At 72.0% G+C, this 17,444-nt stretch carries 17 protein-coding genes and 3 pseudogenes; 9 read left to right on the forward strand and 11 right to left on the reverse strand.

Features of this window, described 5'->3' with window-relative positions; genetic code table 11:
- The 3 genes and pseudogenes from VNL12_RS04585 to VNL12_RS04595 all read left to right on the forward strand — a co-directional run.
- Window positions 1-376, forward strand: a pseudogene (locus VNL12_RS04585) (hypothetical protein); the annotation flags it as partial.
- 39 nt (window positions 377-415) lie between these two features.
- The gene (locus tag VNL12_RS04590) at window positions 416-1,915 is read left to right on the forward strand and encodes an NADH-quinone oxidoreductase subunit M (protein ID WP_325591942.1); all 1,500 of its coding nucleotides are present in this window, start codon (window positions 416-418) and stop codon (window positions 1,913-1,915) included.
- Window positions 1,916-1,918: 3 nt separating this feature from the next.
- A complete protein-coding gene (locus VNL12_RS04595) occupies window positions 1,919-3,406 on the forward strand; it encodes an NADH-quinone oxidoreductase subunit N (RefSeq protein ID WP_325591944.1) in 1,488 nt (495 codons plus the stop codon).
- A gap of 171 nt (window positions 3,407-3,577) precedes the next feature.
- On the opposite strand, the gene VNL12_RS04600 is transcribed toward VNL12_RS04595, so the two are convergent.
- From VNL12_RS04600 to VNL12_RS04620, 5 genes are all read right to left on the reverse strand, one after another.
- Window positions 3,578-3,976 carry a four-helix bundle copper-binding protein gene (locus VNL12_RS04600; protein ID WP_414654849.1) on the reverse strand — a complete coding sequence of 133 codons (399 nt, stop codon included), beginning with the start codon at window positions 3,974-3,976 and terminating at the stop codon, window positions 3,578-3,580.
- A 161-nt stretch (window positions 3,977-4,137) separates the two neighbouring features.
- Window positions 4,138-6,216 (reverse strand): copper-translocating P-type ATPase, encoded by a 2,079-nt coding sequence (locus VNL12_RS04605; protein ID WP_325591947.1) that lies wholly within the window; start codon window positions 6,214-6,216, stop codon window positions 4,138-4,140.
- 144 nt (window positions 6,217-6,360) lie between these two features.
- A complete protein-coding gene (locus VNL12_RS04610; protein ID WP_325591949.1) occupies window positions 6,361-7,959 on the reverse strand; it encodes an NAD(P)/FAD-dependent oxidoreductase in 1,599 nt (532 codons plus the stop codon).
- Between the two features lie 61 nt (window positions 7,960-8,020).
- Window positions 8,021-9,034 carry an NAD-dependent epimerase/dehydratase family protein gene (locus VNL12_RS04615; protein WP_325591951.1) on the reverse strand — a complete coding sequence of 338 codons (1,014 nt, stop codon included), beginning with the start codon at window positions 9,032-9,034 and terminating at the stop codon, window positions 8,021-8,023.
- Between the two features lie 63 nt (window positions 9,035-9,097).
- A complete protein-coding gene (locus VNL12_RS04620; RefSeq protein ID WP_325591953.1) occupies window positions 9,098-9,271 on the reverse strand; it encodes a hypothetical protein in 174 nt (57 codons plus the stop codon).
- 123 nt (window positions 9,272-9,394) lie between these two features.
- Here VNL12_RS04620 and VNL12_RS04625 point away from each other — a divergent pair, with 123 nt between their 5' ends.
- Window positions 9,395-9,622, forward strand: a complete 228-nt coding sequence (locus VNL12_RS04625) for a hypothetical protein (protein WP_325591955.1) — start codon at window positions 9,395-9,397, stop codon at window positions 9,620-9,622.
- Window positions 9,623-10,066: 444 nt separating this feature from the next.
- Here VNL12_RS04625 and VNL12_RS04630 read toward each other — a convergent pair whose 3' ends face one another.
- Both VNL12_RS04630 and VNL12_RS04635 read right to left on the reverse strand, forming a co-directional pair.
- Entirely contained in the window at window positions 10,067-10,498 is a 432-nt protein-coding gene (locus VNL12_RS04630; RefSeq protein ID WP_325591956.1) for a VOC family protein, read from the reverse strand.
- 201 nt (window positions 10,499-10,699) lie between these two features.
- Window positions 10,700-11,161 (reverse strand): hypothetical protein, encoded by a 462-nt coding sequence (locus tag VNL12_RS04635; protein WP_325591958.1) that lies wholly within the window; start codon window positions 11,159-11,161, stop codon window positions 10,700-10,702.
- 396 nt (window positions 11,162-11,557) lie between these two features.
- Between VNL12_RS04635 and VNL12_RS04640 the strand changes: the two genes are divergently transcribed.
- Window positions 11,558-12,559: an IS1380 family transposase gene (locus VNL12_RS04640; RefSeq protein WP_325591960.1), complete on the forward strand. Its 1,002-nt coding sequence runs from the start codon at window positions 11,558-11,560 to the stop codon at window positions 12,557-12,559.
- A 442-nt stretch (window positions 12,560-13,001) separates the two neighbouring features.
- Complete coding sequence (locus tag VNL12_RS04645) at window positions 13,002-14,234, forward strand: hypothetical protein (protein ID WP_325591962.1); 1,233 nt, start codon at window positions 13,002-13,004, stop codon at window positions 14,232-14,234.
- Window positions 14,235-14,350: 116 nt separating this feature from the next.
- Here the strand turns inward: VNL12_RS04645 and VNL12_RS04650 are convergent, their stop codons facing one another.
- Together VNL12_RS04650 and VNL12_RS04655 are read right to left on the reverse strand one after the other, a co-directional pair.
- Window positions 14,351-14,815, reverse strand: coding sequence for a DoxX family protein (locus VNL12_RS04650; RefSeq protein WP_325591963.1), 465 nt, complete (start codon window positions 14,813-14,815; stop codon window positions 14,351-14,353).
- A 196-nt stretch (window positions 14,816-15,011) separates the two neighbouring features.
- A complete protein-coding gene (locus tag VNL12_RS04655) occupies window positions 15,012-15,227 on the reverse strand; it encodes a zf-HC2 domain-containing protein (protein ID WP_325591965.1) in 216 nt (71 codons plus the stop codon).
- Window positions 15,228-15,270: 43 nt separating this feature from the next.
- Here VNL12_RS04655 and VNL12_RS04660 point away from each other — a divergent pair, with 43 nt between their 5' ends.
- The 3 genes from VNL12_RS04660 (at window position 15,271) to VNL12_RS04670 (ending at window position 16,702) form a co-directional block, all read left to right on the forward strand.
- Window positions 15,271-15,864, forward strand: coding sequence for a sigma-70 family RNA polymerase sigma factor (locus VNL12_RS04660; RefSeq protein ID WP_325591967.1), 594 nt, complete (start codon window positions 15,271-15,273; stop codon window positions 15,862-15,864).
- Window positions 15,861-16,169, forward strand: a complete 309-nt coding sequence (locus VNL12_RS04665; protein WP_325591969.1) for an anti-sigma factor family protein — start codon at window positions 15,861-15,863, stop codon at window positions 16,167-16,169. The genes VNL12_RS04660 and VNL12_RS04665 overlap by 4 nt, the downstream gene beginning before the upstream one ends.
- Window positions 16,170-16,420: 251 nt before the next feature.
- Window positions 16,421-16,702, forward strand: a complete 282-nt coding sequence (locus tag VNL12_RS04670; RefSeq protein ID WP_325591971.1) for a hypothetical protein — start codon at window positions 16,421-16,423, stop codon at window positions 16,700-16,702.
- Here the strand turns inward: VNL12_RS04670 and VNL12_RS21180 are convergent.
- Window positions 16,622-16,840 (reverse strand): annotated as a pseudogene (locus tag VNL12_RS21180) (hypothetical protein); the annotation flags it as partial. The gene VNL12_RS04670 and the pseudogene VNL12_RS21180 overlap by 81 nt on opposite strands.
- Window positions 16,841-17,253: 413 nt before the next feature.
- Window positions 17,254-17,444, reverse strand: a pseudogene (locus tag VNL12_RS04675) (integrase); the annotation flags it as partial.

A 17,444-nucleotide genomic window follows, 5' to 3' on the forward strand; every position in this document is an offset into this window, starting at 1 on the left:
CGGGGTCCGGGGCGTCGCCGGGCTGGGCGCCGCCACCTCCCGGCTGCTGGCCCGGGGCGACGACCGCGTCGTCGACGCCGGAGCGCGGGGCATCGCCCGCCTGGGCACCGCCACCTCCCGGCTGCTGGCCCGGGGCGACGACCGGGTGGTCGACGCCGGGGTGCGGGGGACGGCCCGGTTCGCGGCGTGGTCGGCCGGGGCGCTGGACCGGGTGGCCGAGCTGGGCATCGACGGCGCCGTCGGCGGCGTGGCCCGGCTGACCGGCCTCGCCGGGCGGAGCAGCCGCCGCCTGCAGACCGGCCAGCCCCACCAGTACTACGCCGGCATCGCCGTCGGCCTCCTCGTCCTCGTGACCGCCACCGTCCTCTGGAGATGACCGTGATGTTGTTGTTGATGATCCCGTGCTGGTGACCCGGTGCTGACCGCGACCATCGTCGTCCCCGTCCTGGCCGCGGTGGTCCTGCTGGTCCGCCCCGGCGCCAGCGAGCGGGCCACCCGCTGGTGGTCGGTCGCCGCCGCTGCGGTGTCGCTGGTGCTGCTCGTCGCCACCTGGATCCGCTTCGACACCGGCAGCGCCGAGGTGTTCCAGCTCGTCGAGGAGGTCGACTGGATCCCGACCCTCGGCGTGGGTTGGCGCCTCGGCGTCGACGGCATCTCCCTGGCCCTGGCCCTCCTCTCCGCCCTGCTGTTCGTCGTCGCCATCGCCTACCCGGTGGAGCTCCAGGGCCGCCACCGCCAGTACCGGGCCTGGTTCCTCTTCCTCGAAGCGGTCTCCCTGGGCGTCTTCCTCACCATCGACCTGCTCGTGTTCTACGTGTTCTTCGACCTCAGCCTGGTCGGCATGTACTTCCTCATCGGCCGCTGGGGCCACGGCGAGGCCAAGGCCGCCGCGCTCAAGTTCTTCCTCTTCACCCTGGCCGGCTCGCTGGTGATGCTGCTGGGCTTCCTCGCCCTCTACCTCGGCACCGACCCGCTCACCTTCGACATGCGGGAGCTCATCGCCCAGCAACCGCTCGCCGGTGAGGGCGCCGCCGCCGGTCTCACCCTGCTTGCGATCCTCGTCGGCCTGGCCGTCAAGACCCCGCTGGTGCCGGTGCACACGTGGCTGCCGCCCGCCCACGTCGACGCCCCCGGCCCGGCCTCGGCCATCCTCGCCGGCGTCCTGTTGAAGATGGGCACCTTCGGCATGATCCGCATCCCGCTGTCGATGATGAGCGACACCTTCGCGAGGTACGCCCCCGTCCTCGCCGTCGTCGCCGGGGTCAACATCGTCTACGGCGCCCTCGTCGCCCTCGGCCAGACCGACCTCAAGCGGCGCATCGCCTACACGTCGGTCAACCACATGGGCTACGCGGTCCTCGGCATCGCCGTCGCCGGCGCTCTCGGCACCGGCGAAGAGGCCGGGCGCCAGCTGGCCCTCACCGGCGCCACCGTCGAGATGGTCGCCCACGGCCTCATCACCGGGGCGCTGTTCCTCCTCGCCGGGTCGTTCTGGACCCGCACCGAGGACTACGACCTCGACCACTACGGCGGGCTGGCGGGACGAGCTCCCGCCCTCACCGGCGCCACCACCCTCGCCGCCTTCGCCAGCCTCGGCCTCCCCGGCCTGGCCGGCTTCGTCGCCGAGGTGCAGATCCTGATCGGCGCCTTCGCCGTCTACCCCGTGCTCGCCGCGGTCGCCCTGCTGGGCCTGCTGCTCACCGCGGCGCTGTTCCTCCAGATGCTCCAGCGCCTCTTCTTCGGCGAGCTGCCCCGCCGGCTGACCGACTTCACCGACCTCGGACGCCGCGAGCTGCTGGCCCTCGCCCCCCTGCTGGTGCTCATCGTGGTCATCGGCATCTGGCCGACCTGGCTCCTCGACCTCATCAGCCCCACCAGCGAGCTCATCGTCGGCGCCTTCGGCGACGGACCCTGACCCATGGGCCCCGGAACGGAAATGGGCATGGGCGGCATGGGCGGCATGGGCGGCATGGGCGACATGGGCGACATGGACATCGGCCACCTCGCCCCCGAGATCGCCCTCGTCCTGGGAGCCGTCGCGGCCCTGATGACCGCGGCCTTCACCAGCCGGGCCCACCAGTGGACGACCACCGTCGTCGCCGTCGCCGCCGTGATCGCCTCGGCCGCGCTGAGCATCCGCCTCGCCGTCGGCGCGGACCAGCAGCTCTCCTTCGACCGGGCCTGGGCCCTCGACGGCATCACCCAGGGTGCCGAGCTCATCATCGCCGCGGTCACGCTGCTCACCCTGCTGCTCAGCGTCGAGTGGTTCCGCACCGACCCCCGCCGGGGCGAGTACCCGGCGATCGTGCTGTTCTCCGCCGCCGGGGCCATGCTGCTCGCCGGCGCCGCAGACACCATGGAGATCGTCGTCGGCATGCTCCTCGTGTCGGTCACCGGCTACACGCTCGCCGCCTACCACCGCGCCTCGCCCGCCGCCGTCGAAGCCGGGATCAAGTACTTCCTCGTCGGCGCCCTGACCAACGCCGTGCTGCTCATCGGCGTGGTCATCCTCTACGGCTCCACCGGCACCACCAACCTGGCCGACATCGCGGCCGTTCTCGCCTCCGACGCCGACCGCGTCGCCCTGGCCGCCGTCGTCGTCTGCATCGGCGTCGGCCTCGCCTTCGAGATCGGCGCCGTCCCCGCCCACGTCTGGGTGCCCGATGTGGCCCAGGGCGCCCCCGCCCCCTCGGCCGCCTTCCTCACCGTCGTCCCCAAGATCGGCGCCCTCGTCGCTCTCGGGCGGGTCCTCCACGTCCTCCCCGACGATGTGATCGGCTGGCGCCCCCTCGTCGCCGTGCTCGCGGCGGCCACCATGACCCTCGGCAACCTGGCCGCCATCTGGCAGGACGACCTGCGCCGTCTCCTGGGGTGGTCGTCGGTCTCCCAAGCCGGCTACGCCCTCATGGCCATCGTGGTCATCGACCGCAGCGCCATGGCCCTCCCCGCCCTCATGTTCTTCCTCGCCGGCTACGCCGTGGCCAACACCGCCGCCTTCGCCGTCGTCACCGAGCTGCGGGGCCGCACCGCCCTCATCGCCTACCGGGGCCTCGCCTCCTCCCACCCATGGCTGGCCGCCACGCTCGTCGTCGCCCTGCTCTCCCTCGTCGGCATCCCCCCACTGGCCGGCTTCGTCGGCAAGCTCACCCTCTTCACCGCCGCCATCGACGGCGGCTACGCCTGGCTCGCGGCGCTCGCCGTGGCCAACACCGTCGTCTCGCTCTTCTACTACCTCCGCGTCATCGGCCCCCTGTACTTCGAACCCTCACCCCAACTCACCCCCGCACCGGTCTTGAGCCAGTGGTCCGCCATCGCCGCCGGCCTCGCCGCCGTCGCCGTCGTCGCCGTCGGCCTCGCCGCCGAACCGCTCCTCGCCGCCCTCTCCGGCGCCCAGCTCCTTCCCTGACCCCGACCACCCACCCGATCCCCCGGACCGAGGCGTCGCCCAGATCTCTGCCGAGCATCGACGCACTGCGCAGCCCACGTCTCGGCGCCGGTGGTGGCCCCGTTGGGACAGACGTGCCGGCGCCCGTCGACCGTCGCCCACCACCGCCACCGGGCGCGGTGGCTCAGGAGCTCAGGAGCTCAGGAGCTTCTCGCACGCTTGCTCGCATCGACGGCAGGCCTCGGCGCACACCCGGCAGTGCTCGTGGTGGTCGGCGTGGCTCTCGCACTCCGATCCACAGCTCCGGCAGGCATCCCTGCACGCCGTCAGCGCGGCGCGGGTGAGGTCGGGGTGGTAACCGGCCTGGCGCGACAGGATGCGGCCGGTGGCGTCGCAGAGATCGGCGCACCCGAGGTCGGAGGTGATGCAACGCCGGAGCTGGCCCACCGTCTCCTCCCCGAGGCACGCGTCTGCACATGCGGTGCAGGCCGCGACGCAGTCGAAGCACGCCTCGATGCACGCGGCGAGCGCCTCAGGGTCGTAGCCGGGCGGGGACGGGTTCGTACGGAGCATGTCCTGGGAAACGGTCACAGAGGACCTGTCTGTGTGATGGGGTGCGTCACCTACTACCCGCTGTCGCTGAGAGAAACCGATCGGACCTCGCCCCCGGCAAGGCGCGCCCACCCGACAGCTTCGAGAGGTCGTCGCCGACGTGGACTTGAAGGTCGGCTCACCCTCGCGGCGGCGACGAGTCAGTCCGAGCCGTCGGACGGCCGGATGTCGACGCGGCGCAGGAGCTGGGCGTTGAGGGCGACGACGATGGTCGACGCGCTCATGAGCACGGCGCCGACGGCCGGGGAGAGGGTGACGCCGGCGAAGGCGAGGACCCCGGCGGCGAGGGGGATGGCGAAGAGGTTGTACCCCGCGCCCCACACCAGGTTCTGGACCATCTTGGCGTAGCTGGCCCGGGACAGGCGGATGACCCCGACCACGCTGCGGGGGTCGGAGGAGGCCAGGACCACACCGGCCGACTCGATGGCGACGTCGGTGCCGGCGCCGATGGCCAGGCCGACATCAGCCCGGGCGAGGGCGGGTGCGTCGTTGACGCCGTCGCCGACCATGGCCACCTTCAGGCCGCGTTGCTGGAGCTCGGTGACCGCCGAGTCCTTGTCCTCGGGCAGGACCTCGGCGAAGACCTCGTCGACGCCGAGCTCGGCCGCTACCGCCTCGGCAACGGGCCGGGCGTCGCCGGTGATCATCACCACCCGGACCCCGGCGGCGTGGAGGTCGTCGACCGCCTGGCGCGACTCGGGGCGGATCTCGTCCTCGAGGGCGAGGGCCCCGACGATGCGGTCATCGTCGAAGAGGTAGAGGACCGCAGCGCCGCGGCCGCTCCACGCCTCGACCTCGTCGGCCACCTCGGCGGGCACCTCGGCGCCGACCTCGCGGAGCAGCGCCGGACCCCCGACCTGGTGGCGGCGGCCGTCGACGACGGCCGACACGCCGCGACCGGTGACGGAGCGGAACTCCGAGGCGGTCGCCAGCTCGCCCCGGTCACGGGCGGCGGTGACGATGGCCCGGGCGAGGGGGTGCTCGGAGTCGGATTCGATCCCGCCGGCGCGGCGCAGGACCTCATCGTCGGTCACGCCGATCCCGACCACCCCGGTCACCACGTGAGCGCCCCGGGTGAGGGTGCCGGTCTTGTCGAACAGCACCGCGTCGATCGAGCGCATCCGCTCCAGGGCCAGGCGGTCCTTGACCAGGATCCCGGCCCGGGCCGACACCGACGTCGACAACGAGATCACGAGGGGGATGGCGAGGCCGAGGGCGTGGGGGCAGGCGATCACCAGCACGGTGACGGTGCGGATCACAGCCTGGTCGACATCGCCCAGCAGCGCCCAGGTCGCCAGGGTCACCAGCCCGGACACGACGGCGACGTAGAACAGCATCGCCGCGAACCGGTCGGCCAGGGCCTGGGCCCGGGAGCCCGACGCCTGGGCCTCGGCCACCAGCCGCTGGATGCCGGCCAGGGCGGTGTCGTCACCCACCGCGGCGACCCGGACCCGGATGGCCGAATCGGTGGCCACGGTGCCGGCGACCACCCGGTCGCCGGGGTCCTTGGCCACGGGTCGGGACTCTCCGGTGACCATCGACTCGTCCAGCTCGGCCGACCCCTCCTCGATGTCACCGTCGGCGGGCACGCGGGCGCCGGGGCGCACGAGGATCAGGTCCCCGGGGCGCAGGTCGCCGATCGACACCGTCTCGGTGCCGTCGTCGGTGACCCGCTCGGCGTCATCGGGCAACAGCTCGGCCAGCGCGGCCAGGGCCCCCTGGGCCTGGCCGATGGCCTTCATCTCCTGCCAGTGGCCCAGCAACATGATGGTGACGAGGGTCGCCAGCTCGAACCAGAGGTCGACGTCCAGCCAACCCAGCTCGGTCGCCACCGACGCCCCGAAGGCCACCAGGAGGCCCATCGAGATGAGCAGCATCATCCCCGGCTGGCGGCTCCGCAGCTCGGACCACCCGCCCTGCAGGAACACCGGCCCCCCGTAGACCAGCACCGCGGTCCCGAACACCGGCGCCACCCACTCGTGGCCGGTGAACATCGGCGCGGTGTAGCTGAGCAGCTCCTGGAGCATGTGGCTGTAGATCACCGCCGGCAGCGTCAGGACCAGGCTGATCCAGAACCGGCGCCGGAACACCTCGGCGTGGTCGTGGTGGCCGCCGTGACCGGCGTGCTCACCGTGTCCGGCACCCGTCGAGGGCTGGTCGTCAAGAGCGGGTCCACCGTGATCGTCGGTCGACGGATCAGGAGTACGAGTCGTGGCCATGGTGCTGTCCCTTCGCGAGTGGAGGCAGATACCCCCGAGGGGTATGCTGCCGCCTCAGGCGGTCGCTGGCAACCCCCTTCGGCTGCCGGCGCGACATCGGTCTCCACCGCGACCACCCTGACCGTTCTCTGGTGCAGCGCTCGGTCAGGAGCCGCGGCTGAGGCGAGCCCGAACGCGAGTGAGGCGGTCGTGGGCGAGGGCGGCGCGCGCCCCGTTGGCGCCGCAGGCGCCGTGGACGCCGCCACCCGGGTGGGCCGACGCCGAGGCCAGGTAGAGCCCGACGATCGGTGTCTCGGCCCGGCCGAGGCCTCCGACGGGGCGGAAGATGAGCTGCTGGTGGAGCTGGGAGGTGCCGCCGCCGATGTCACCGTCGACCAGGTTGGCGTCGGCCGCTTCGAGCTCTCGGGGTCCGGCGACGTACCGGTCGAGGACCAGGTCGCCGAAGCCGGGGGCCAGGGCCTCGACGCGCGCCTCCATGCGGGCGCTGAAGGTGTCCAGGTCGGCCCCACCCCAGTGGCCCTCGATGCCGCCGCCGCCGGCGTCGCCACCGGGGCGGACGGGGACGTGGGTGTAGGCCCAGGCCGACTCGGTGCCGGGGGGCGAGCGGGTGGGATCGGCGGTGGTCATCTGGCCCACCAGCAGGAACGGCTTCGCCGGCACCTGGTCCATGGACAGCTGCGCGGACGACATCGTCAGCTCGTCGAGCGACGACGCCACGTGCACGGTGCCGGCACCGGCCACGTCGGGTGAGCGCCAGGGGATGGGCCCCGACAGGGCCCAGTCGACCTTGACCGTGGCCGAGCCGCTCTGGAAGCGTTCGAGGTCAGCCACGGTGCGGGCCGGCAGCTCGTCGACGCCGACCAGGTCGCGGTACAGGCGCTGGGCGTGGCAGTCGGCGAGCACCGCCCGCCGGACCCGCACCTGCTCGCCGCCGGCCAGGCGCACCCCCGCGGCCCGACCGTCGCCCACGATGACGTGCTCGACGCGGGCACCGCAGCGCAGCTGACCGCCGACGGAGGTGAGCCGGGCCACCAGGGCGTCGGTGAGGCACCCGGCGCCGCCCTGGGGGACCGGGAACCCGACCTGCTGGCCGAGCCCGGTCATGAGCCACCCGAAGAGGCCGCTGCCCGCTCCCTCCGGGGTCAGATCCGCGTGGAGGGCGTTGCCGGCGAACAGCAGCTTGGCCGTCTCGCCGCCGAAGTGCTCGTCGACCATCCGCCGCAGGGGCAGAATGGCGAGGCGGGCGGTGTCGCGGGCGTCGCGGCCCAACGTCGCCGCCGCCAGGCGCAGCCCGCCGCGCACGGGCGGAAACGGGCTGAGCAGGGCCCGCATCAGGCCGGGGCCGATCCGCTCCCAGCGCCGGTAGAGCGCCAGGTAGGCGTCACCGTCTCCGGGGGCGTCGGCGTCGAGGCTGGCGGCGGTGACGGCGGGGTCGCGGTCGAGGACCGCCGTCGGCCCGTCGGCCCGGGGGTGGGCCAGCACCCTGGGGGCGTGGACCCACCGCAGGCCGTGATCCTCGAGGTGCAGGTCCTGGAGCACGTGGGAGGACCCGGCCAGGGGGTAGAAGGCGGAGAACAGGTCGTTGCGGAACCCGGGGGCGGTGACCTCGGCCGTGCGCACGGCCCCGCCGGGCTGGTCGTTGGCCTCGAGCACCAGCACGTCCCAGCCGCGGTCGGCCAACAGGTTGGCGCCGACCAGGCCGTTGGGCCCGGCGCCGATGACAACGGCGTCGACCTCGATCATCGGTGCACCCTTGCGTCGTGGGGCACATCCGCCACGTTGGTGATCACCGGGCACTGGCGCATCAGGTCGTCCCCCTGAGCGCCGCGGTGGGCGCCGACCCGCTCGAGCGGATGCCCGCGAGGCCGTCACGCAGGGCGTCGTGCCCGGAGAGGCGCGGGGCCCATCCCAGCTCCCGCCGGGCCCGACCGGCATCGAGGAGGGGCGAGCGGAAGACCAGGGTGACCCACCCGGGGTCGACCGGCTGCAGGCGGAGGCGCCACGTCGCCGCCGCCGCCGGATGCAGCACGGCGGGGGGCCACGATCGGTGCCGACCGCCGACGACATCGTCGGTCGCCAGGTTGAACGGGCCCCGCCGGTCGCTCAGCGCGGCGGCGACGAAGGCGTGCGCCGCATCAGGCGTGTGGACCACCTGGAACCGGGTCGGCACGAGGTCGACCAGCCCGGCGCGCAGCAGCGAGCGGGGCCGGACCAGGCGCGGGAGGAAGTACCGCCGGAGCTCCAGCCCGGCGCCTCGCTGGAACATCAGGGCGGGCCGCATCCGCACCACCCGCAGGTCGGGGTGGGCCGCCTCGACGTCGTCGAGCAGTCCCTCGACCTCCGCCTTCTGCGCCGAGTACGGGTGCTCGGGGTGGCCGCCCCGAGGCCAGGACTCGTCCACCGTGCGGTCCTTGGGGCCGGGCGCGTAGGCGCCCAACGACGAGGCGTGCACCACCGCCGGCACCCCGGCCCGCACAATGGCGTCGAACACCCGGCGGGAACCGACCACGTTGGTCCGGCGCATGAGCGCCGTGTCCCACGAAGGCTGGATGCGCCACGCCAGGTGGATCACGACGTCAGCCCCGGCGACCACGGGGACGAGGTCGGAGTCGGTCACGTCGGCGGCGATCCACCGCACGCCCGGGCGAGCCTCCCGGTCGGGCGGCCTGCGGGCGACCGCCCGCACCTCCCCGACGAGCGGGTCGGCGGCGAGGACATCGAGGACGCTCATGCCGAGGTTGCCGGAAGCTCCGGTGACCACGACCGTCGCACCGACGTCGCCACCGTGGTCGGGTGGTACCACCTCCTTCGCCGTCACGATGGACTCACCGTCCATCCCCGTCGGCGGACCGCTGCCTCTCGCCGGCCGACCGCACAGCCGTCAGCCGACGCCGGGATCTTCGTCACGCGAGGAACCGCTGGTGCCGCCGGGCGCGGAGCGCTCGGACGGCAGCTGATCCTGGCCCGAGCCGCCGGTCCCCTGGCCGCGCGTGCGCTCGAGGAGCTCACGGTCATCGGGATCGTCGGGGGTGAGCTGGTCCTTGTCCTTGGGCATGACGGTGCCCTGCCCGGACGTGCGCAGCCGAACCACCCGCCGCGTGCCAGCACCGGTTGGTCGGCGCGCCCTGGGGTAGGGCCGCGGTCCACCACCACCCATCCACCACCTGCCGGAGGGACCGTGCCCGACTTCCACCAGCCCGACGACACCGACCGAGCCCAGAGCCCGTCGGTCGGGGGCGACGGCTGGGCCCGTGGCGTCCCGACCGACGAGCTGCGGCGCCGGGCGGCCGACGCCGGCGTCGACGGCGCATCGGAGATGTCCCGGGAACGTCTGGTCGCCGCCGTGGGCGACATGGCGCCGAGCAGCCGCAACGATCCGAACGCCCCGCACCCACCCAAGACCTGAAGCGTCCCACGCGCATGACCGGGCTTACGGCGGTGGCCGGCGCGCCGGCCCGGGTGGCGGCCGCCCTCGACGCCCGGGGACGCTACCCCCGCTCGGTGCTGCTGGTCGGGCTGACCGGGTTGTTCGCCACCACCTTCCCGGTCACCGTCCTCACCCTGGCCCTGCCGACGATGGCCGAGGACTTCGGCGTGGACGAGACCGGGTTGGCGTGGCTCATCACCCTGCCGATGCTGTGCTCGGCCCTGGCCGGCGCGGCTGTCGCGCGGTCGCGATCGGAGCCACACCTGACGCGCAGCGCTCGACCCCCCGATCGTTCATGGCGACGGCCCGATCGCGAAGCGTCATGGACCCCTCGCACGACCTCATCGCCGCTCTCACCGCGCTCCGGTAGCCACCACGCAGCGGCTTCGGCGCGCCTGAGGCGCTCGGTCGAACCGCCTGAGCTCAGCCGAGAGGGGCGGTCAGCTCGATGTTGATGCCGTCGGGATCCTGAAACGACAGGATGGCGATGCCGGCATCGGTCAGGTCGTTGACCTGGCCGTGTTCGATGTCGGCGTCAGCCAGGGAGGCAGCCGCCGCCTCGAGGTCCGATCGCGAGGCCACCGCGAAGCTGACGTGGTCCAGCCCGGTGTGATCGGGGTCGAAGGTTGCGGTGCCGACCGGCCGCAGGCCGAACAGGGTGCCCTGCGGCGTCTGGTACACGGTGCCTCCGTAGAACTGCTCCGGCGAGTCCTTGACGCCGGGCTCTCCGGCCGAGTCGGAGGCGTCGACTGCGGTGGGCCAGCCGAAGACCTGGTCGTAGAACGCCTTCGAGCGGTCGATGTCAGTGACCGTGAGGCGCACGTGGGCGAAGCCGGTGCTGGAGATGAGTGCCATGGCGCGCCACTACCCGCCGCGACGCGAAGCACGCAGGACCTGGCCGGTGTCGACTCGGGGGCCCGAGCCAGGACGCGCCGCCGGCGGCCTACGCTCGACCACGTCCTCGGTTCAGCAGGGGGCGTCGCCCCACGTCGATGTGAACGCGTAGCGCGGCGGCGAGTGCGCACCACACCTGGGGCCAGTCGACCAGCGGCGGCGTCACGGCTCCTCCGACGGTGCGGCGTTGACCATGACCTGGCGTGCCTGTGCGGCAACGAGTCCGGCGCGAACATCGGCTCCGACGTCGACGACGAGGACCTCGACGCCCCAGGTGCGCAGCGCCTCCGCCAACCAGCTGCGTCCGGTGACGCATGCCGCTGCGGTCTCGTCACCGAAGGCGACGATCAGCCGTGCGCCTGGGTGCTCCCGTCGGAGGGTGATGAGCTTGAGCGCGTCACGGGCGACCTTGTGGAACTGACCGCCACGTAGGCGGCCCTGGTGGGCGAACACCTCAACGAACACGGACCGGTCGTCAGCGACCCCATCGACGTCGACTCGTGCGCCACCGGCGAGCTTCAACGTGGCCGGTGCGATCGCGGTTCCGGCGGCAGCTGCGATACCGGCGAGGATCACGGGTTCGGCGGCGAGCTGTTCATGGGAGCTCGACTGATGCTCGGCCATCGCAGGCAGCGTACGAGCCGCTCCGCTGTCAGCGCTGCACACGCTGGCCCCACTGATCCGAGCACCGCCACCGAGGCGAGGAGCGCCGGCGGCGAGGGGGGACGAGCTAGCCGACGCTTCCGAGGCGTTGGCCGAGATCACGGCCGCGGTCGCTCGGTCCACGTCCGAGCCCGAGTCTCCGTCAACGCCGGGCTCCTCAGCCTGTACTTGAAGGTGGGGCCCTGATCACCGAGCCGCAGCGGGAGGAGGGGTCGGCGACGAGGGTCCGGGTGAGGATCTCGGGCTGGGAGTCGCTGGTTCCCCGGCGTCGAGCCGTGCCGTCAAGTCGGGCCCGCCGCTCGTCGAGGACGTGGACCTGGATGTCAAGGAGTTGAAGTCAGCGGCAACCCACGCACGATGTTGGCCCGGGCGTGGGCGATGGGCGCTGGGCCGACCGGTGGGGTGGTGACCATTGACCCGGATGCCACCTTGGTCGACACCTACGGGCCTGGCAAGGAAGGCTCGACGTTCACCTACCGGGGCGAGGTCGGCCTGTCCCCGCTGATCGGGGTGTGCGGCGAGACCGGCGACGTGCTCGCCGTGCGAGCCCGGGGCGGCAACGCGCATCCGGGGCGGGCCAACGCCGGGTTCATCCGCGAATGCGCTGCTGCGATCCCCTCAGCGGTGCGTGAACGAGTGAACCTGTGGATCCGGGTCGACTCGGCTGGCTACCAACACGACGTGTTCAACGCCGCCGAAGCGTTGGGCGCCGTGTTCACCGTGACTGCCCCGCAACGCTCCAACGTGCGGGCCGCGATCGGGGCCCTCGCCACGAACCCGACCACGGTGTGGATCCCGGCGCTGGCCGCGGAAGCCGAGCGGGGATCGGAGATCGCTGAGACCACCCCCGAGATCGGCTCGACGAAGAAGGACCGGCGCCTTCTGCGCATGATCGTGCGCCGGCAACGGACAAGCGCCGGCGACCAGCTGTCCCTCGACGATCTCGACGGCTGGCGGTTCCACGCCATCGTCACCAACCTCCCCGCCCTCTTCGCCCCCGCCGAGGAAGTCGAAGCCCACCACCGCCTCCGAGGCGGTATCCCCGAAGACGCCATCCGTCAGCTCAAGGAAGACTTCGGGCTCATCCACGCCCCCGTGCAGAACTTCTTCGGGAACTGGTTGTGGTGGCAGGGCTGCGCCCTCGCCCACAACACCGCCCGCTGGATCCGCCACCTCGCCCTACCCCCCGAGTTCCAGCGCTGCCGCGGGAAACGACTCCGGCTCGCGTTCTTCAACGTCGCCGCCCGCGTCGTCGACCACTCCCGCCAGCTCTGCTTGCGCCTACCCCGCTCCCACGCCTGGGCCGACGCGTTCATCGAAGCCCTCACCAGGATCCGACGGCTACCCGCTTTCGCCTGAACCGGCCAGGCCCACCCCACCACGCCGGAGACAACCCAAACCCCCCGAACCCTGCCTCACCGCGCCCACGCAGCCCCTCAACCGCCCCCAGAACCCTCATCCTCGTCCACTACCCCGACCGGGCCACCCAGAGAGCCCGGCTGCAATATCCGGGTCAGACGTACGGGTCGTCGCCATGGTGCTGTCCTTTCATGAACGGAGGTCAATACCCCCCCAGGGGTATTTTGTCGACTCGACCGGTGAATGGCAACCCCCCGTCGACGGGCGTCCGCGCTCGGCCCGCTCAGGACGCTCCGGCCGCTCAGGTTCTCCCCTGGCTCGCGAGGTGACCGTGGCCACAGCGCGGGCGGATGGTGTAGTATTCTCGCACTTGCCGTGCGCCATTGTGCGGTACCCGTTCCAGAGAATGAGGGCCCTCATGCAGACCGCCTATCCTCCGGGCATGTCCGCTCCCCCCGCGGAGCAGCCGTCGGTCCCCGACACGCCGCTTCGGGGGGTGCTCGTGCTGGCCAGCCTCGGTGCAGCCGCCATCCACTTCGCCTACGCACCGACCCATCTCGCGGCCAACACGGCCCACGGTGTGTTCTTCGTGGTCGTCGCCTGGTTCCAGCTCGCCTGGGCGGTCGCCGTGGGGCTGCGTCCGTCCAGAGCGCTGTTCGCGCTCGGGCTCGTCGTCAACCTCGGCGTCATCGGCGTGTGGCTCGTGTCGCGCACGATCGGCATCAGCGGCGAGACCGAGGCGCTGAGCTTCCCCGACTCGGCGGCCACGGCCCTGGCGGCGGTGGTGGTCATCGGTTCCTTTGCGCGCGCCGCGGTGGGCCTGCCCCGACGGCGCTTCCCCGAGGCCGGGACGGGCGCCTTCCTCGGTGCGTCCGCCGTCGCGGTGGCGGCCCTGGTCTCGGCCTCGATGGTGCCGTCGCTCAGCGGCGGCCACGGCCCGGGCGGCGACGGGGCGGGTGGCCACGACGGTTCGGGGGCCGAGGTCGAGGCGACCGGTGCGGTCGACGACGGGCACGGCGACGAGACGGGCGCCGTGGCCGAGGCCGCCCACGGAGACGGCGCCGCCGACGGTCACGAGGATGTGGTCGCGGTTCCCTACGACCCGGATCTGCCGATCGATCTCGGAGGTACCGAGGGCGTGACGCTCCAGGAGCAGGCCGAAGCCGAGAACATCATCGCGGTCACCCTCCTTCGCCTGCCGCAGTGGGCTGACGCGGCGGACGCCGAGGCAGCCGGGTTCCGCTCGATCGGCGATGGGGCGACCGGCGTCGAGCACTTCATCAACCAGGAGTTCATGGAGGACGACGTGGTCCTCGACCCGGACCGACCCGAGTCGCTCGTGTACAGCACCGAGGACGGTGGGCGCCGTCTCGTCGCCGCCATGTACATGACCGCGGTCGGCAGTCCCCTCGACGAGGTGCCCGACCTCGGCGGCGACCTCATGCAGTGGCACGTGCACGACGACCTCTGTTACAACGCGGAGGGCAAGGTCGCAGGCATCACCAACGCGGAGGGCGAATGCCCGGCCGGCCTCGTCAAGCCCGAAGAGACGCCGATGATCCACGTGTGGATCGAGGCGCACCCATGCGGCCCCTTCGCCGCCCTCGAAGGCATCGGAGCGGGCCGGATCGCCGAGGGCGAGGAGCGCCTGTGCGACGAGGCGCACGGCGACTAACCGGCCTGACATCGCAGTGCGCTCGGTGGGCCCCGGCGGTGGACACCACCTGTTGCTTCTCGTCTCGTCCCGTCGTGCGCACCGCGCACGACGGGACGAGCCATGACGCCCGACGGTCAGCCCAGGGCGGGTTCGCGAGGATCGCTCGCCTCGCGTGGCTCGATGTCGAGCTGCTGGTCGAGTGAGATGCGTCCGGGACCGATGACGATCAGGGCGACGAGGCCGGCGAGCAGGGCAAGGTCGAGCTCGGCGCCGGGCATGGGCTGGCTGGAGATGATGCCGAGCTCCTGCTTCACGTAGATGATCGCCCCGATCATCACGATGCTCAGCAGCGCGGCCGCGATCCTGGTGCCGATGCCGAGCACCAGAGCGGCGCCGGCGACGACTTCGACGATTGCGGTGAGCGGCGCAGTGAGACCGGGGGCGGGGACGCCCCAGCCTTCGAACGCTCCCTCCACCATGCTGATGCCGGTATCAAACTTGTCGATGCCGTGCCAGAGGAAGAGCCCGCCGAGCACCACGCGTAGGACGAGGGGGGCGGCGGGCCGGAACCGGTTCAAGGTCGAGCAGATCTGGTGCATGAATGATTCTCCGATTGGTTCGAGAGCGGGGTGGCCGCAGTGTCGCGGCAGACGAAGAACCCGCCGGGTCTGGAAACCCGCCGAGTCCGTCGGACGATTCCAGGACTTTCGGCCGCATGCGCTGAGGACAGCGGTCCGACCCCCAGTGAGACAGGCACGAACGCGGACCCGATCAAGAGGGGCGCTCAACGGCGGCCTATGGTCGGAGGTGGGCTGCACCGACGGCCTCGGGTCGGTCTCGGCTGAGGTGCAGGAGACTGACCTTGATGAGCCCGAACTGCTCCACCGTCGAGCTGCAGCCCCAGCACTGGGCGATGTGGCGCTCGACGACGGCGGACGCCGGGAGCTCGAGCTCACCGTCGACGTAGGCCGACACCTGGCGGCGGAGACGGTGGTGGGTCCACGGCATCATTGGCTCGGGAAACACGGTCAGGGTCGACGACCCTTCCCCGGGAATGGATGAGCCCACCGACCGGGTTCCCGGCCCCGTGCAGAACCCTCTCGATGCAGGCTCTGCCGCGGCCGACGACGGGTTCGCAGTCCACGTGGTGCCCCAGATCGAGGTGATGCTCCGCGTGGCGAACACGCTGACCCGCAACCACGCCGAGGCAGAAGATCTCGTCCAGGACACGCTGTTGCGAGCTTTTCGGGCCATCGACAGCTTCGACGGTCACCACCCGCGAGCGTGGCTCCTCACCATCCTGCGCAACACCCACATCAACCGGAACCGTCGACAGCGGCCGCAGCTGCTCGACGACCCCGACCGCACCATGACCTCCGTCGCCGACACCAGCACCACCGGCGAGACCCCTGAGGGCCTCGTCGTCGGAGCAACCTTCGATGCCGTCGTCGAGGACGCACTGGCGCGGCTGCCCGACGACTTCCGCCGCACCATCGAGCTCGTCGACATCCAAGGCCTCACCTACGCAGGAGCCGCCGAGGTGCTGGGCATCCCGCTGGGGACGGTGATGAGCCGGGTCCACCGCGCCCGGCACCGCATCCGCGACCGCTTGGCCGCCGCTGACCTCGTACCCAGGAGCCACCGATGAGCCGCTTCGCCATGTTCCCCAAGAGCCGCCGCATGATGAGCTGCCGGCGGGTCGGTGAGATCCTGCAGGCCTACCTCGACGGCGAGGTCGACGACCTCACCACCCGGCGCATCGCCCACCACCTCGGGGACTGCCGGCGCTGCGGGATGGAGCTCGACTTCTACACCGAGATCAAGGCCGCCCTGGCCCGGGGCGGCCGCGACATCGACGAGCGCGCCCTCGATCGTTTGCGTTCGTACGCGCAGGTGCTCGCAACCGAGTCCGAAGCGGGGTCGGACCCCCACGAGGAGACCCCCGGTGCGTGAGGGCGCCGAGGCCGTCGTGCGGAGCGGACCAGACCAGCCGCAACACGAATGCCTCGACGCCCATCGTGGATGGCCTGGTCGGCCTGGTCGTCGCGACCCCCGGGACCGATCCACGCCGCGGCTCCGCGCGTGGCCCACGTCAGGGCTCCGGTTCCACCACGCGGTCGATGATGGCGAGGTCGTGGTGGGGGACCAGTCGGCCCCCTCCCAGCCCGATGCGCTCGATGCGCTCGATGCGCTCGATGCGAGGCATGCTCGAACGCCTCCAGGTGGTGCGGGTTCGAGTAGAGGATCCGCAGTGGCGGCCTGCTCGGCGGTCGCTGCTCCAGTTGGTCGCGCAGGCGTTCGACCGCAGCGCGGCCGAAGGGGTTGAACAGGAACAGCAACGTGGCCTCGTCGGGGAGGAGCGAGATCGCATCACCGGCGATCACCCGACAACGCGGCTCGTTGCGGAACCGGCGGGCCGTAGCCGCTGCGAGCTCGGCATCGACCTCGATGCCGACGACGGTGTGAGCGGGATGGGTCCGGAGTAGCACGGCGAGCACCCGGCCCCGGCCGCAGCCGATGTCGACGAGGACATCCCCGGGCCGGATCCGACCCGCGAACACCGTCCGGAGCACCTGGTGATCGGAGTTGGACGTCCCGGCACCGATGCGAGGCACCCGTCCCATGAGATGGCCGTAGCGGATATCGGTGGCGACGTTACGGGTGGCGCGGCCTCCACCGATCAGGGACCGGCCCACACGGTCGATGAGCGGGTTCCTGGGCACCACGACCCCCTGGTGACGTCTTGTCCCCTGCGCTGTCGGTACGTGGCGCCAGCCTCCTCCTGATCGCTACGACATAGCGTAGTATAGGTCGGCCCACGCAAGGGCGCGTTGTGGGCCGCGACGCAACCCAAGAGGGTCTCGATCCAGGCCTGGTCGGTCGGGGTGTAGGGGCGCCCGAAGTGCTGGCCAATGGTGAGCAGGGCCATGAACGCCCGGGTCTCACCCGAGCGCATCTCGGGCCCGTTGTCCGACACTGCGAGCAGGACCGGGGCAGCGTCCTCGTTCAGGTCGACGTCGTCGGGTTGGTCGAGGCGCTACTCGAGATCGGCGAGGAGCCCTTCGGCTTCGAGACCGGCGAGAAACACGACTTTGACCTGGGTGCCGGTCTGCTCCGCGCAGAGCAGGCTCGCAATCCACTTGCGGGACACGACATCGACGATCCCGTAGACGACCGGGGCCGCCTCACAGGCCGAGAAGTGCGACGCGTCCCAGCACCACAGCTGGT

Source organism: Iamia sp., from assembly GCF_035575815.1.
GTDB lineage: Bacteria > Actinomycetota > Acidimicrobiia > Acidimicrobiales > Iamiaceae > Iamia.